The following is a 14467-nucleotide window of genomic DNA, read 5'->3' as shown; positions in this document are numbered from 1 at the left end:
TTGCAGCAAAATAGAAACAAATTGGCAAAAAAAGAGATTATGCTTACACATAATCTCTTTTTTATTCCATTGAGTATCGTCTGCGATGGCAGCTACCCTAAAGATGCTTGTTCTCTTTGATGAGTAACTCTGCAAAGCTGAAGTCAAGAGATTGGTCGATATCGACCGAATGTATTTGCTCCATAACAAAAGCATATGATTCATTGGTATAGCGAATTTCGCCATACTCAATTAGCTTTTTTGCATCAAAAATATAGATTGCGCCATTGATGCGGTAGTATGTGCTTAGGTCTTGTGAGCGCTTGAGTGCGTCAGGGCGAATAAAATCACCCATTGAATTGTTCATTGGCAGTGTGTTGGCCCACAATGGGGAGTGGTCACAAGGCGTTACGGAAACGACAGAAAAAGCATTTTTCTCGATGAACATTTCTAACGCTTTATCAATATGTTGTGCATTTCTTAATGGTGATGTTGGTTGTAATAATACAATGATATCAACATCTTTACCGAATTTATCTAAGGTATAAGTCAACACACTATCTGTTGAGGCTTCATCGGTAGCTAAATATGTGGGTCTTAATTCGGGGATGTCTACATTGTAGTCAGCGCTGACTTTTGCAATTTCAGGGTCATCTGTGCTGACAAAGATGTCATCAACATATTGGCTCTTTTGAGCCGCTTCAATTGACCATGAAATTAAAGGTTGCCCTGCTAAAGGTAAAATATTTTTATGGGGTAGGCGCTTGCTTCCCCCTCTGGCAGGAATGAAAGCCATTACTCTTTTATTATTTATCATGATCCTATACCCAAATTATAGATATCAATTTGCGCTTTATTGAAATCATCTAAACGACCAATATCTAGCCAGTATTCATAAATTGGATACATAAGAATTTTTTTCTTATTTTCAATATGTTGGCTCAATAATGTTGGCATGTCGATATAATTGTTTTTTACTACCGATTTAATCACTTGTGGGGATACCACATAAATGCCAGCATTTACATGGTATTGATAGTTTGGTTTTTCTACCATTGATGTAATTTTGTGCCCTTCACTATTCACCACACCATAGGGTATCTGGTATGAATACTCCCGCACACACATAGTGGCATCAGCTTGGTTATCGTTATGAAATTTCAAGAGTTTATGATAATCAATTGTCGTCAATATATCACCATTAATCATAATTAACGGGAGATCTTGTGGGAGATTTTCAGGTAATAGGCCAAGTGCTCCACCAGTACCTAATGGTTTATCTTCATAAACATATTGAATTTTTATACCTAACTTTTCACCATCACCAAAATAATTTTGAATCACTTCAGGCATATAATGTGTTGAAATATAAAAATTAGAAAAGCCCGCTTTGATAAAATGACGAATGATTGTTTCTAACATTGGCTTATTACCAATTTTTAACATTGGTTTAGGGCACGAATTGGTGAGTGGTTTTAATCGAGTCCCAAATCCACCCGCCATGATAAAAACGGGGTTTTGATATTTAGGTTTACTTAATGCATTTTGCAATATTTCTAAACCAACGATTTTTCCGTTTTGAAGTAAAGGAATTGAAAGAATTTCCTTCGTTCTCATTAATTCTGCCAATTCCTCTTTCGATGCGTCGATTTCAGCTGTTATCGGGTTAGTGTTCATGACCTTTGTAACGCAATCGGTGAGGGCAAGGTTACTTAGTAGACCCCTTCGAATATCACCATCAGCGACTACTCCGATTAAGCCATGATTTTCATCGGCTACCAAAGCGATACGTAGACCTTCTCTATTAATAACCTCGAGTGCATCTAAAATTGTTGCAGAAGAGGGGAGTAAAATATTTTTCCATTTAGAACTCATTCTTTTCACCATAAACATATCGTTAGCTGTGATAGTGCAGTCATCTTAGATAGTATAAATACCAAATAACTTATTGATTAACTTTGCTTTAATTTCTATATATTCTATTTTTATGTTTAACTACTTTTATTCATCAGATATTTATTATCGGTTATTGATCAAATTTCTGTATTAACTTACAAAAGTGTTGAATATCTTCAGGGGTATAACGGGCATCTAAAGGTAAAGAAAGTATTTTTGGCGAAACCTCATTTGACGTTTCTTTTATTTCAGGCCAGTGAACAGCTAAGTAAATAGCGTGCTCCATCAAGGCTAATCGGACTTTGTCCCGATTTTTTAATCTTAGAGGTAAAAAGGTTGGGTATTCAGGTGTGATATCAACAAATTGATGCTGACTTAAGCTGCCTTTAGCAGCCGCTAGGTTCTTTTTATGAATGGTTTTTGTATGAGCTAAATTTCGATAGAACTGATTGGCCAAATAAATACTTTTATCATCAGCACTAAATATACCTACTGAATTATCTAATAAGTTCTCTGCGTCTGAAAAGGTTGTCAGGTATTGGCGTTCATTACCTTCCCATGAATGAATAAATTTGGCTTTGGCTTCTTTTGCTTGATATTTTAAATCTGAAAATGCAGGCAACGTGCCTTTTGGTATATCAAGTAAAGGGTTATTTGATACCGTTTGACTAAACGCTGAAACCGCAGATATTTTTCGTAAGCTATTAAAATAGCACCATTTAGTAGCAGATTTGATTTGTGGAACTTCTGTGCCAAATACATCGTCAATAATGATGGGCAATGTTGAATTCGTGAGAATGGACTGGAATGAGGCGGAGTCATGCCCAAAATATCTAATAATATAAATGGCATCGATAGGCCTTGATATAGGAGGCTCAGTGAACTCAAAATTATCGTTTATTTTATAGAAGACGGCTTCTATGTTGTACTCTCTCAGAATATCAATCACTACTTGGCAAATAAAATCAGGAACAAGCACCCTTTTTCCTTGCAATTGCATAGATTCTATTATCCAACGCAATGATGAACGGCCACTATTGGTTACGCCATAAAAGTAGCCATCATTAAGGAATTCTTGTTCACCACCAATAGGTTTATTTTTCACAAAAGGGGATGTCATAAAATGGTTTCGTCTTTAGTGATTTTAAGTCAATTTGTTTTAGTATTTCTACGACTTGTTTAGCACTATTACCTTGTCCGTAAGGATTACAAATATTGTTCAACATAGCGTGAAACTCGGGGGAATAGGCTTTATTTATAGCGAAGAGGAGCTGTTCGGTATCTGGCCTTACATCAATGACGCTTTGTGCCCTGACTCTACCTCTTTGGCGGTTACCTATATTAATTGTTGCTAATTTAAATGAAGGAGCTTCAACGATGCCACTTGATGAATTACCAACAACAGCATCGACATATTGTAGTGCTGATAAGTATCTCAACTGCCCTAATGAGGTGAATGCAATGGCATTATTGGGGTGTTCAGCCACAAACTCATCAATCATTTTATTGATTAGCCTTCCCCCTACATCAGCATTGGCTTTTGTAAAAATAATGAGCGTTTTATCTAACTGACTTAACCCGTTTAAGATTTCAGTAAAATCTCTTTTTGTTTCGGCGATATCTTGCGTTGTTTCTGGGTGGTAAGTAAAAAGAATATTTTTCTCTAGTAATTTGCAGTTAATAGATGACTCAAACTCTACTTGCGACATTAATTTCATGCGTAATAAGTTATCTAAACCTATTTCACCAACCGTAAAGACGCGTTCGGGTTGTTCCCCCATCTGTATGACTCGATGTGTGTATTCTTCCATCGCAGTGAAATGTAACTGAGATAGCTTTGTAATCGAGTGGCGAACTAATTCATCTATCGCACCTTCGGTTATTTCGCCACCACTTAGATGAGCGACAGGAATTTTAGCTATATTTGCTGCGGAGACAATTGGAATTAATTCATATCTATCACCTAGCACGACAACAATATCAGGCTTTAGCTCGTCAAAGGCTTCTGCAAAACTAATGAGTGCAAGCCCCATACTTTTGCTAACACCAACTGCTGAGTCTGATGATAATAAGATCTCAATTTTTTTATTAACGCTAAAGCCATCATCGAGAATCTGTTTGTGAGTGAAATCAAATTCAGGGGATAAGTGTGTGCCGGTCGATATCAGTTGCAATTCTAACTGAGGATCATTTTGTATATCTTCTAATAGACATCGTAATAACCCATATTCGGCTCGTGTTGCAGTCACTACACAGATTTTACGCACTAGATAAGCTCCCCGATTTGGTAATCTTTTTTAGCAATCGAGCCAATAACTTCATCCCATCTTGTCGGCGGAATCCCATTTCCTGGGCGTTTTATTTCAAGCATATCTTCTGTGATGTGAGCACCGAGAGGGATTACTTTTTTAGCGATAATGCTTTTTCTAACAATATCTCTGTTTAGCTTTTCAGTTTCTGTGGGGACTTTCCAACCCGTACCAAGGGCGTGTTCAATATTACGAATAGCTTTAACCATATTTGATAGTTCAATGGGTTCTAAGCTGGCCTTATGATCTGGGCCATCCATATTTTTATCTAAAGTGAAATGTTTCTCGATGACTTTAGCGCCAAGTGCAACAGCAGCAATAGGAATTTCGATACCTAAAGTATGGTCGGAATAGCCGATTGTGATACCTGGAAATGCGTTTTTAATCGTCGTCATGGCGAGTAAATTAACATCTTCCGGAGATGTTGGGTAATCGGTTGTCGCGTGAAGAACGGTGATTTGTTGTAGTGATAACCCAGCATTGAGTAAAGTAAAAATAGCATGCTCGATTTCAGATAAATACCCCATTCCTGTAGATAAAATGACGGGCTTACCAAAATTAGCGATATGGCGCAAAAAAGGTGTATTTGTTAATTCACCTGACCCAATTTTAAAAACATCTTGTAAGCTATTTAGAAAGTTTGCACTTTGTTCTTCATCGGGTGTTGACATAAATATGATGTGTTTTTCGACACAATATTCTTTTAGTTCGATGAAATCGTCGTAACTCAGCTCTAAACGCTTTAGCATTTCAAATTGTGTTTCTTCGACTTTTGTATTTTCTATTTGGTACTCAGCCATTTGAGCATCTTTTGTGACTAAAAGTTCGGTTTTCCACGTTTGAAACTTTACAGCATCAACACCTGCATCAACAGCAGCATCAATCAATTGTTTAGCAAGTTCAAAATTACCATTATGGTTGACACCTGCTTCAGCAATAATAAATACATTGTTTGTCATTTTATTTTAAGCTCGCTCGATATAACTGAAATAATGAGGGGACCTGCGGGTTGTCTTGTTGTTTGTGCCATAAACTATTTAGCCATTTTCTTTTTTCGGGTAAAAAATCAATACCTGCGATATAAAAAGGCTGTGTTAATGGCGAAAATTTTTGCTTAAATTTAAATAAGCTATCATCGGGAGAGGCACTTCTTCCTCCACCTAACATCATATAGCGGCAGCCTTTTGATTTAGCTAGTTCAAAAGCAGCATCTAATAACAGGTAATTACCATTTTCTTTGTGTAAATCCTGATTATTTGCAGATAAATGGTAGTGCGCGAGTTTGTTTCCGAACATAAAAAAGCCAATTGATGCATATTGATCTTCTAATTTAACGCCGATCAAACTGATATTGGTGATTTTGTTTAACTCATTGAAATATTTTTCAGTAAAATAAAAAAAATCACTGGCCTCATTTTTTTTCATTGTTTCATAATATAGCGATATGAAAGCGTGTAATTGAATATTTTCGTATTCAATTGTCAGTTTGTTTGAGGCTTTTTTTATAATATTTCGAGTCGTTTTTGAATACAGACTTCTTCGTTCATCACTGGTTTTTTCAAGATCGACAATCACCACCTGCCTTTCTTGGAAATGCATATCAAATAAGGTCTTACATGAGCTTAGTGAATTGAATGGGTGAAAACGGATGAATTCACAAACAATTTTGTGTTTAACGCAATATTCTCGATAGGCAGAAACGGCGCGTTTTAGAAATTCAGTATCATTTGAATTGGTGATTGGCCCACCATAACCATAAGCTGTTTCTAAATCATACAGTTCTTCAGTAATTTCAATTTGGCCGACAGTTTCAATCTTTTTCTTCAAGGCACTAAACAGCACAAAATATTGTTGTTCAGTATATCGAAATTCAAAATACTCACCACCAGTTTCATACAATGCACTGTATTCTCGTTGATAGTAACTATCTGAAAGCAAGTCTTCTATACTAAAACTCATCATAATGGAGTACTAGGCAAGTTAATCAAGTGCGCTTCGATAAACTCGGATTGTTGCAGGTCACCGCGTAAAGCATCTTTAAACATAGGTAAACGGTGCATCAGTTTCCAAATAGGGCGAGTCATCACTCCTGCTGCATTGGTTTTTTCTAGTAGTTCATCGCGTAATTTGGCATCTGCACAAATTACCGCATTTAACCAATAGTTGGATTGCGCATAAGACGGTTCAACAACAAATTGATAATCACTACCTGCAAAGAAGTTTTGGTATTGGTTCGCTAACTTGCGCTTTTGTTCTAAAAATAAAGGTAAATGCTCCATTTGAGCACAACCTAAAGCTGCGTTTAAATTTGGCAGGCGATAATTAAAGCCTGGTTCATCGTGGAAAAATTCATATGGGTGAGGAATTTTGGCTGTCGTGGTGACGTGTTTTGTATGTTTTCCCGCGTCCTCTGTGGAACAGAGAACCATTCCGCCGCCGCCTGTGGTAATAATTTTATTACCATTAAAGCTCAGTGCGGCAAATTCACCAAGTGTGCCAGTATGTTTGCCTTTATAGAAAGAACCTAAGCTCTCAGCTGCATCTTCTACTAGAGGTAAGCCCCATTTTTTACACACGATAAGTAGTTCATCGAGTTCAGCGGGATGACCAAAAGTATGCATTGGGACGACGGCTTTAATTGCTTGCTTTGTTTGTTTATGAAAGCAGCCATCTTCAGTGAGTTCAGCATGTTTCTCTAGGTATTGTTCTACCGCTTTAGGACATAGGCTTAAACTGATAGGGGATACGTCGACAAAAATAGGTTGGGCACCCATATGATAGAGTGCATTACAAGTGGCAACAAAGGTTAATGCTTGAGTAATCACTAAATCGTTCGCACGAACACCGGCCATATAAAGTGCGGTATGTAATGCTGCGGTTCCATTAACGGTAGCAACTGCACGAGGGGTGCCAGTAAAGGCTTCCATTTTTCTTTCGAATTCGTCGACGAATTTCCCAACGCTAGAGACAAATGTACTGTCGATGGTCTCTACAACATAATTTTTTTCATTACCCGTAAATGTCGGGGCATGAAGGGGGATAAAATCATTAGTTTTGTATGTGTCTCGAATAAATTCTATCAGTGATTGTGGCTTCATTATGTTGTGACCTTACATTTTACTATCGAGGTACTTACCCGTTTCTTGGTGGGCAAAGTCAGGGAGCATTTTGTAAAATAGCTCAACAATCTGTTCTTTTTTCCATGCTTTATTTACTTTCATTTGCCCAATTGTTGTTTCAAACAGATTAAGTAATTCTGTCTGGTAGTCCGCTTCGTTTTTAATAATACCGAGGTTCTCAAAGCGAGCCATGTCGAGTGTTTCTTTATCCGTGAAGAACTCTTCAAAATCTTTTTCGCCAGTGGTGTCACTTGATGTGAAGAGGCATGGCCATTTGCCTTGGGCTGGTAGTGTTTTAGCGAGTTCTCTAGCTTCGTCCTCATCTTTACATAAATGCGGTTCATAGCCACGTTGTTTTAGGTATTTAACTGCAATATCGGCAAAGGTAATAAGGTGAAGGGCTTCGCTCAGTTTGGGGAAAAAGATGTCTCTATTTTCTCCGAAAATACAGGACATTAAGCATAACTCACCCGACTCTTGAGGCGTCACAAAATAACGTTTGATATCATTTGGTGCGACAATGGGTTGTTGCTTACTTAATCGTTGATCAAACCCGTGGAGAAGAGAGCCATCAGAAAATGCGACATTGGCAAAGCGGGCTGTTGAAATATCTATTTCTTCGCTCCGACGCATTAAGAACATTTCCATAATGCGTTTTGATGCACCCATCATATTTACGGGGTTAGCAGCTTTATCTGTGGATACACAAAAGTATTTTTTAACACCTGAATTAATTGATTGTTGGATTGTTTTATCGGTATTAAAAATATTGACGTCAATCATGCGCATTAGGGTAAATGGGTCTTTTTCACTGCGGACATGCTTTAGTGCGGATAAATTAAGCACATAGTCATACTGACCATCAGCCTTAATAAAAGCATCATATTCGATGGAACCAATATCTAAAGCAAATGTTTGGAAATCGCCATTGATATAACCAAATGAGCTGCGAATATCTCTCACTAATTCAACCATGTTGTTTTCGCTAATATCAACAACATGAAGTTTTTTAGGGTTACGTTTAAATATCTCTTTCGTTACTGCCTGACCAATTGAACCAGCCCCACCTAAGACAAGAAACCGAGATTGAGACACAATGTGAGAAAGTTCGGCGTGATTATTATTTATATCTTCGATTAATAACGCTTTATTTCTTCCAATTAATGGAAGTATTTGATTCATAAATTGACTCTCATCTATTTGTTAAAATAATTACGGCTATTTTCATTCTTTTTAAGCAATGCTATGGGTGTTAAGCAGTGCGCAAAGCCAAATAATCACAATGTTATTCTAATATTAGGCGTTGAATAAAGCTACCGCATGACGCTTATTTAAGCACCGCATGTAACGTTTTAGAGCGAGAATGAGTCAGACTCTACATTATTAGTTCTTAATAAATAATATTAGCACTAATAGGTATTGTTGACTATGAGGAGTTATGATGGGGTGTATATTCAATTGTTTGATTTATATCGAAATATTAGATTTGATCTAATGAAATAGAGTTGTAAAAGGTTGTTTTTTGTACTTTTATATGGACGGAAGTTAGAGATAGTCACTATCTCTAACTTCTTATAGAGGTATATAGATACTCTGATTTACTGCTTTTACCACTTAAATGGCACGTTTACCGTCACGGCGGCACCTAAGTCATTGCGTGTTTCATAATCGGTTTTTGAAACCCACACTTTTGCATCGGTGCTGACGTCGTTATCAAAGTTATGCCACCAACCCATATCGACACCTTTAATGGTTTCAGATTTAGGGAATAACTTGTTGCCGTCAAAGTTGGACTTGTTCACTTTTGCATACATTAAGCGTGTGCTAACACGGTTATCGTCATCAAGGGTATATTCCACCTTGGTGGTCAACATACGACCATCACCGCCCATACCGTGACCTAATGATGCACCTTGTTGGTAATAACCATTTTTGTAAATAAAGTGGCGATACATCACGCCGTCTTTATCCCACTCAGTATGAGTATTAGCGCCTTCAATATACCAATTTAGTGGCTGGCCCCATAGGGTGTGATAGCCCTCGATACCACCCATAAAGGCATTTTTCGATGGGAAAAGGTTGGCTTCATCTTCACCGACCATTTGCCCGTATACGCTGACAGGTAAGTCAATTAATGGGTAAAGTTTTAGTTTAAAGTCTAAACCCGCCAGTTGGTTACCCGGATCGTCATTTACATCACCAGTATTATCCCTTCCGCCCATGGCATTCCAGAAAGAATTCCAGTTATTAGGGCGACCATCGCCTCCCCACATGACGACGCGAGAACCGCCCAGTTCGAAGAAGTCGGTTGGGTTCATGGTCATACGTAAGCCGATAAGCTTAGTATTTGGCTGTGAGGAATATTGCTTAATCTGTCCCGCGGTTAGCTGGTATTGCCAAGAGCCAATCCAAGACAGCCATGGGGTTTCAAATGGGCTTTGGTCAGCACGTTGCAGCAAAAAGCCAGTGACAGGGCGGGCGGCATCGGTACGAATTAAGCTGCCGTCGTGGCCAGGGCCCCACCATTGTGGGATCTCACCGAAAGTGACCCATTGGTTCCAAATTTTAACGCCACCGTATGAACCGTTCAGGTTGTAGTCTGAACCGTTTTCAACACGCAGAGCGCGCTCACCATTAGCGGTGAGGTTTAAATCCACATTGTCTGTGCTGTAGTTACCTGAAACAGTGTAACGAATGTCACTTTTTTCGCTTTGGGCAAAGCCTTGTGGCATCGAATTGTGACTAGAGGCAAAGTGTGTTTCCAGTTGAACACTATTCTTTTTACGGTCTAGGTTTTTCTTAATGCGCTGAATAATCGCTTCTTGTTCGCTATTGGTAATATTTGCATTATTCAACGAGCGGGTAATTTCTTCTTGGGAGAGTGGCCAAGTGGATAAGCTAATTTGAATGACGTTACGCTCTGAAAGCCATGCTAAATCACTGCGTAAGTTATCATTGGGTAGAACTAATCCCCCTGCCACACTGTGTGCGCTTATTGCGCCTAATACCGCAAGCATTGCCAGCTTGGTAAGCTTGAATTTTTTCATTGATAAATCCGTTTGAAGTTGAGTTCGCCTAATATTGACAGGTCAATAAGAATCAATAAGTTTCTAAAAATTAAACCAATATAAAGTGTGGTGATATTTGCTTTATTATAAGTATGCTAATTTTAATGGGTAAGCCACCCGTGCTATCTCGGGAAGCGATCATCACAATTAAAATAAGTGAAATAGAATATCAGATTAAACTATTCAGGATAGGAAATAGTAACTTATTAAAATATATAGCAATGTGATATGCATTAGATTTATATATTTATTATTTTAATTTTGTTGATGTTTAATTCTGTTTTATTATTTAAATTTAAAATAAACAGATTAATATTTGCAGGAATGGTTTGGGGTTTATTGCCGTGGGAACTCAATATAAGAATATTCTATATTAGTTACTTATAAATCCATTTGGGGAATAGAAATAAAAAAGCCCTCTATTTTAAATAGAAGGCTTTTGGGTGTCATATTTGAAATGGCTTAACGGCCGTGCTCAGGTAGCCAGATTTGTAACCTTAGCCCGCCCAGAGGGCTGTCATCGGCTTTCACCCAGCCTTTATGCTGTGTAATCGCAGTTTCAACAATGGCTAAGCCTAACCCTGTACCACCCGTTTCGCGGTCTCGCGCTTCATCAGTACGGTAGAATGGGCGGAAGATATGCTCACGGTCTGCAGGGCTAACACCTGGGCCATCATCATCCACAGTAATCAAAATACCGTTGTTTTCTTCTTTAAAATCAACAGCAATATGGGTATGTGAATAACGCAGCGCATTACGGACAATATTTTCAAACGCACTACCCACCGCTGAAGGGTTGCAATACAACGGCCAAGGGCCTGGGTTTGAGGTGATATCGAGCGTTTTGTTCATCTGTTCCGCTTCGAAGCTGGCATCATCTAAAATATCCCCCCAAAGTTCATCGGCTTTGATATTTTCGCGCAGGATTTCATTTTTATGTTGGCTACGTGAGAGCACCAACAAGTCATTGATCATGCTATCTAAACGATGCGTTTCGGTTTCGATGCGCTCCAGCTCTTTACTTTCACCATGGCGACGGCGTAATAGGGCGGTTGCCAGTTGTAAGCGAGTGAGAGGGGTGCGCAGTTCATGTGAAATATCAGAAATTAAGCGCTGTTGCGCACTCACCATGCCATCAAGCGCGCTGATCATCTGGTTGAAACTGTTCCCTGCGGAGAGGAACTCTTGAGGACCAGCTTCCAGTTCAGGATGTGGCCGCAAATTCCCTTTGGCCACATCATCAGCTGCCATTTTGAGTTTTCGAGCGGGTCGAGCTAAGCTCCAAGATAGCCATAATAACAGTGGGGCACTGATTAACATGGTGGCAATTAAGAGCAAGAATGGCCTATCGAACAATAAGTTAATAAAGTCAGATTGTGGGCTGCTGGCTGGGCGCACTAAATAGAGTTGATAGTGGTCTTCGCCATCACGAATAGAGAACGGCCCGAGAATTTCAGCTCGGCCATATTTTTTCTTTTTGGGGTGATCGGCGTTATCGGATTGACCAATAAAGTTACGGATCACCTGCATTTCACTGGGCATCGCACCAATAACGCGGCCTTCACTGGTGACAATAATTAGCCGCTGACCTGGCGGCGCCCATTTTTTGATGGCGTTGGAAATCCGACGCCACCAAAGTAGGTCATTCATAGGAGCTTGTGCGAGTTCGGCTTCAATATGTTGCTCAAGCATCTCCCCTTGGCGCTGTTCACTTTCCATCAGGACGGTGATTTGCCGAGAGTCGAGTTTGGGCACCATCAGCACTAGCATTAACACTAGTGCGAGGGTAAACCAGAAAATCGCAAAAATCCTTGCGGTTAAGCTGTTGATCATGTGGCAGAAACCATCAAGTAACCACGGCCACGTAAGGTTTTAAACCAAGGTTGGCCATCAGTACGTTCGGGTAATTTACGGCGCAAATTCGAAATATGCATATCAATAGCGCGGTCAAACGGGGTTAGGCGTTTACCCAAAACTTCTTGGCTAAGGTGTTCCCGTGAAACTACTTGACCTAAATGTTGCGCTAACAGATATAGCAAGGTGAATTCGGTGCCCGTTAAATCCAGAATTTCATTATCGAAACTGGCTTCTTGGCGACCTGGGTTGAGTTGCAGTTTATCAACTTGCAATACGGGGGTATTGCTGTTGCTGTCCTGTGTTTGTTCACTCCAGTTTGAGCGGCGCAATAACGCACGAATACGTGCCACGAGCTCACGGTCATTAAACGGTTTTGGTAGATAGTCATCCGCACCTAATTCTAAGCCCAGTACTTTATCTAACTCACTACCACGAGCGGTTAACATAATGACAGGGGTCTGATGAATTTGGCGCAATTCTTTGAGTGTCTCAATACCATTTTTTTTCGGCATCATGACATCCAATAAAAGCAGATCAATGGATGAGTCAATCTGTTGCAATGCCTGTTCACCATCATAAGCGATGACGACATTGAAACCTTCCATTTCCAGCAGTTCTTTTAAGAGCGACGTGAGTTCACGGTCGTCATCAACTAATAGGATTTTATGCATTTTTTAAGTCCTCCAACTGCCAAAATACGATAACAATCTGTACGATTCCATGACTTTACGTTCTTTTACATGCTCTGACGCTAGTTTGCAGCCACAGGTGTATATTTATTCACATTGAATCACGAGCACAGTTCGGAGACAAGGTGTCAAATGCGAAGAACAACACATAGCAAAGTACATAATACAGTACATAAAACCGCAATGTTAGTTTTAGCTTCTGCATTTGTGTTCGGGCCAACAATTGCTTTCGCAGAAGTTTCACAGAACGTTGCGAATGATGAAAGCTCAGTGCCATTAATGTTGCAGATGCAGCCTGAGGAAGTACCTTCGACAGCTCACCAAGTTGTTGTGCCATTTCAGTCACATGACATGTTTAGCAGTGAAGAACGCGCCAGCACATTTATGTTTAATGGCATCACATTAAATGAAAAGCAACGCCAGCAGCTACGTGATTTGATGGCAACACAGCGCCATTATCACATTGATAGCACAGCACTAGTGCAAGAACGTGAAGCGTTACATAAATTAATTATAGCGGATAGCTTTGATGATAAAGCGGTTCGCCAGCAACTTGAAAAAAGAATGCAAAAAGAATTGGAACAACGCGTTGAAATGGCAAGAATTCATCATGAATTATACCAATTATTGACGCCAGAGCAGAAAAGTGAGCTTGAACAGATTCACCAACACAAAATGGCTGAATACCAAGCGATGCAGTTCCAATAAATCAGATTTAGAGTACCCGTAGTTGTAGTTGAGTAAGCAAGTTAAGTTCAGATCCTTAATTTTGAAGTAAGTAGTGAAGTAGCAATAAATGAAGTTTTTCCTTGCCATAGACACCATCCCTGTCTTTTATAGCCCCTATTAGGGGCTTTTTTTTTGTTTAAATGGGTTGGGTGTTGACTATAGTTGACAATTTGTTGAGGGCGATTAAGATACAGGTATCAAGACAAGGAGACGTCTTATGATAACAGTATTAACGACAGATCTATTCGACAACTGGATACGTGACCTCAAGGATTTAAGGGCGAAAACCAAGATTCAAGTGAGAATTCGGCGCCTAAAAAATGGAAATTTTGGCGATATTGAGCCGATTGGCGATGGCTTTTCAGAGCTGAGGATACATGAGGGGCAAGGGTATCGTGTTTATTTAAAACAGAAAAATAACGTTATGGTCATTTTGCTCTCAGGTGGGAGTAAAGGAACCCAGCAAAAAGATATCATCAAAGCCAAGCAGGTCTTTAGTCAAATTGAAGGTGAGTTATGACCATTAAATTAAAAGAATATGATATTGCTGAGCATTTAAATAGCGAAGAAGAAATCCAATTGTACCTTAATGAGATCTTAGAGCTGGGTGATCCTGCTTTAGTATTATCAGCACTTGGGGATATAGCAAAAGCTCGAAATATGAGTCAATTAGCTAAAGAGGTAGGGATGAGCCGTGAAGGTTTATATAAAGCATTGTCAGGTCAAGGTAATCCTACATTCACCACAATCATAAAAATAGTTAACTCTCTTGGTTTGAAGCTACAATTTAAAAGTATTTAATACTCTGTTTTTATTAAAAT

At 39.2% G+C, this 14467-nt stretch carries 14 protein-coding genes; 3 read left to right on the top strand and 11 right to left on the bottom strand.

Annotation, left to right across the window (positions count from 1 at the left end; all coding sequences use genetic code 11):
* Positions 1–97 precede the first annotated feature (97 nt).
* From KDJ85_RS15215 to cpxR, 11 genes are all read right to left on the bottom strand, one after another.
* The gene (locus KDJ85_RS15215) at positions 98–796 is read right to left on the bottom strand and encodes an acylneuraminate cytidylyltransferase family protein (protein ID WP_225820379.1); all 699 of its coding nucleotides are present in this window, start codon (positions 794–796) and stop codon (positions 98–100) included.
* Positions 793–1854: a nucleotidyltransferase family protein gene (locus KDJ85_RS15210; RefSeq protein WP_225820378.1), complete on the bottom strand. Its 1062-nt coding sequence runs from the start codon at positions 1852–1854 to the stop codon at positions 793–795. Before KDJ85_RS15210 ends, KDJ85_RS15215 begins: the two co-directional genes overlap by 4 nt.
* Positions 1855–2005: 151 nt before the next feature.
* Complete coding sequence (locus tag KDJ85_RS15205) at positions 2006–2980, bottom strand: hypothetical protein (RefSeq protein ID WP_225820377.1); 975 nt, start codon at positions 2978–2980, stop codon at positions 2006–2008.
* Positions 2970–4142, bottom strand: a complete 1173-nt coding sequence (gene neuC, locus KDJ85_RS15200) for a UDP-N-acetylglucosamine 2-epimerase (RefSeq protein WP_225820376.1) — start codon at positions 4140–4142, stop codon at positions 2970–2972. Before neuC ends, KDJ85_RS15205 begins: the two co-directional genes overlap by 11 nt.
* The gene (gene neuB, locus KDJ85_RS15195) at positions 4142–5143 is read right to left on the bottom strand and encodes an N-acetylneuraminate synthase (RefSeq protein WP_225820375.1); all 1002 of its coding nucleotides are present in this window, start codon (positions 5141–5143) and stop codon (positions 4142–4144) included. The genes neuC and neuB overlap by 1 nt, the downstream gene beginning before the upstream one ends.
* A 1-nt stretch (position 5144) precedes the next feature.
* The gene (locus tag KDJ85_RS15190; RefSeq protein ID WP_225820374.1) at positions 5145–6146 is read right to left on the bottom strand and encodes a GNAT family N-acetyltransferase; all 1002 of its coding nucleotides are present in this window, start codon (positions 6144–6146) and stop codon (positions 5145–5147) included.
* Positions 6143–7282: a LegC family aminotransferase gene (locus KDJ85_RS15185; RefSeq protein ID WP_225820373.1), complete on the bottom strand. Its 1140-nt coding sequence runs from the start codon at positions 7280–7282 to the stop codon at positions 6143–6145. Before KDJ85_RS15185 ends, KDJ85_RS15190 begins: the two co-directional genes overlap by 4 nt.
* 12 nt (positions 7283–7294) lie before the next feature.
* A complete protein-coding gene (locus KDJ85_RS15180; protein ID WP_225820372.1) occupies positions 7295–8485 on the bottom strand; it encodes a UDP-N-acetylglucosamine 4,6-dehydratase in 1191 nt (396 codons plus the stop codon).
* A 425-nt stretch (positions 8486–8910) separates the two neighbouring features.
* Positions 8911–10350, bottom strand: a complete 1440-nt coding sequence (locus tag KDJ85_RS15175) for a capsule assembly Wzi family protein (protein ID WP_225820371.1) — start codon at positions 10348–10350, stop codon at positions 8911–8913.
* Between the two features lie 483 nt (positions 10351–10833).
* Complete coding sequence (cpxA, locus tag KDJ85_RS15170) at positions 10834–12204, bottom strand: envelope stress sensor histidine kinase CpxA (protein WP_047756819.1); 1371 nt, start codon at positions 12202–12204, stop codon at positions 10834–10836.
* A complete protein-coding gene (gene cpxR, locus KDJ85_RS15165) occupies positions 12201–12899 on the bottom strand; it encodes an envelope stress response regulator transcription factor CpxR (protein ID WP_206085856.1) in 699 nt (232 codons plus the stop codon). The genes cpxA and cpxR overlap by 4 nt, the downstream gene beginning before the upstream one ends.
* 150 nt (positions 12900–13049) lie before the next feature.
* On the opposite strand from cpxR, the gene KDJ85_RS15160 reads away from it, so the two are divergent.
* From KDJ85_RS15160 to KDJ85_RS15150, 3 genes are all read left to right on the top strand, one after another.
* Positions 13050–13625 carry a Spy/CpxP family protein refolding chaperone gene (locus KDJ85_RS15160; protein WP_225820370.1) on the top strand — a complete coding sequence of 192 codons (576 nt, stop codon included), beginning with the start codon at positions 13050–13052 and terminating at the stop codon, positions 13623–13625.
* Positions 13626–13863: 238 nt separating this feature from the next.
* Positions 13864–14166 (top strand): type II toxin-antitoxin system RelE/ParE family toxin, encoded by a 303-nt coding sequence (locus KDJ85_RS15155; protein ID WP_225820369.1) that lies wholly within the window; start codon positions 13864–13866, stop codon positions 14164–14166.
* The gene (locus KDJ85_RS15150; protein WP_225820368.1) at positions 14163–14447 is read left to right on the top strand and encodes an addiction module antidote protein; all 285 of its coding nucleotides are present in this window, start codon (positions 14163–14165) and stop codon (positions 14445–14447) included. The genes KDJ85_RS15155 and KDJ85_RS15150 overlap by 4 nt, the downstream gene beginning before the upstream one ends.
* Positions 14448–14467: the final 20 nt, after the last annotated feature.

The organism is Providencia vermicola (assembly GCF_020381325.1).
GTDB classification, from domain to species: Bacteria; Pseudomonadota; Gammaproteobacteria; order Enterobacterales; family Enterobacteriaceae; genus Providencia; species Providencia vermicola.
Note: the sequence above shows the minus strand (reverse complement) of the source record. Positions and strands in the feature narration are given on the sequence as shown.

Bases quoted from the DNA above. Each gene is read 5' to 3' on its own strand.
- KDJ85_RS15215 (WP_225820379.1), bottom strand. From the start codon at position 796: ATGATAAATAATAAAAGAGTAATGGCTTTCATTCCTGCCAGAGGGGGA.
- KDJ85_RS15210 (WP_225820378.1), bottom strand. From the start codon at position 1,854: ATGAGTTCTAAATGGAAAAATATTTTACTCCCCTCTTCTGCAACAATT.
- neuB (WP_225820375.1), bottom strand. From the start codon at position 5,143: ATGACAAACAATGTATTTATTATTGCTGAAGCAGGTGTCAACCATAAT.
- KDJ85_RS15190 (WP_225820374.1), bottom strand. From the start codon at position 6,146: ATGATGAGTTTTAGTATAGAAGACTTGCTTTCAGATAGTTACTATCAA.
- KDJ85_RS15185 (WP_225820373.1), bottom strand. From the start codon at position 7,282: ATGAAGCCACAATCACTGATAGAATTTATTCGAGACACATACAAAACT.
- KDJ85_RS15180 (WP_225820372.1), bottom strand. From the start codon at position 8,485: ATGAATCAAATACTTCCATTAATTGGAAGAAATAAAGCGTTATTAATC.
- KDJ85_RS15175 (WP_225820371.1), bottom strand. From the start codon at position 10,350: ATGAAAAAATTCAAGCTTACCAAGCTGGCAATGCTTGCGGTATTAGGC.
- cpxA (WP_047756819.1), bottom strand. From the start codon at position 12,204: ATGATCAACAGCTTAACCGCAAGGATTTTTGCGATTTTCTGGTTTACC.
- cpxR (WP_206085856.1), bottom strand. From the start codon at position 12,899: ATGCATAAAATCCTATTAGTTGATGACGACCGTGAACTCACGTCGCTC.
- KDJ85_RS15160 (WP_225820370.1), top strand. From the start codon at position 13,050: ATGCGAAGAACAACACATAGCAAAGTACATAATACAGTACATAAAACC.
- KDJ85_RS15155 (WP_225820369.1), top strand. From the start codon at position 13,864: ATGATAACAGTATTAACGACAGATCTATTCGACAACTGGATACGTGAC.
- KDJ85_RS15150 (WP_225820368.1), top strand. From the start codon at position 14,163: ATGACCATTAAATTAAAAGAATATGATATTGCTGAGCATTTAAATAGC.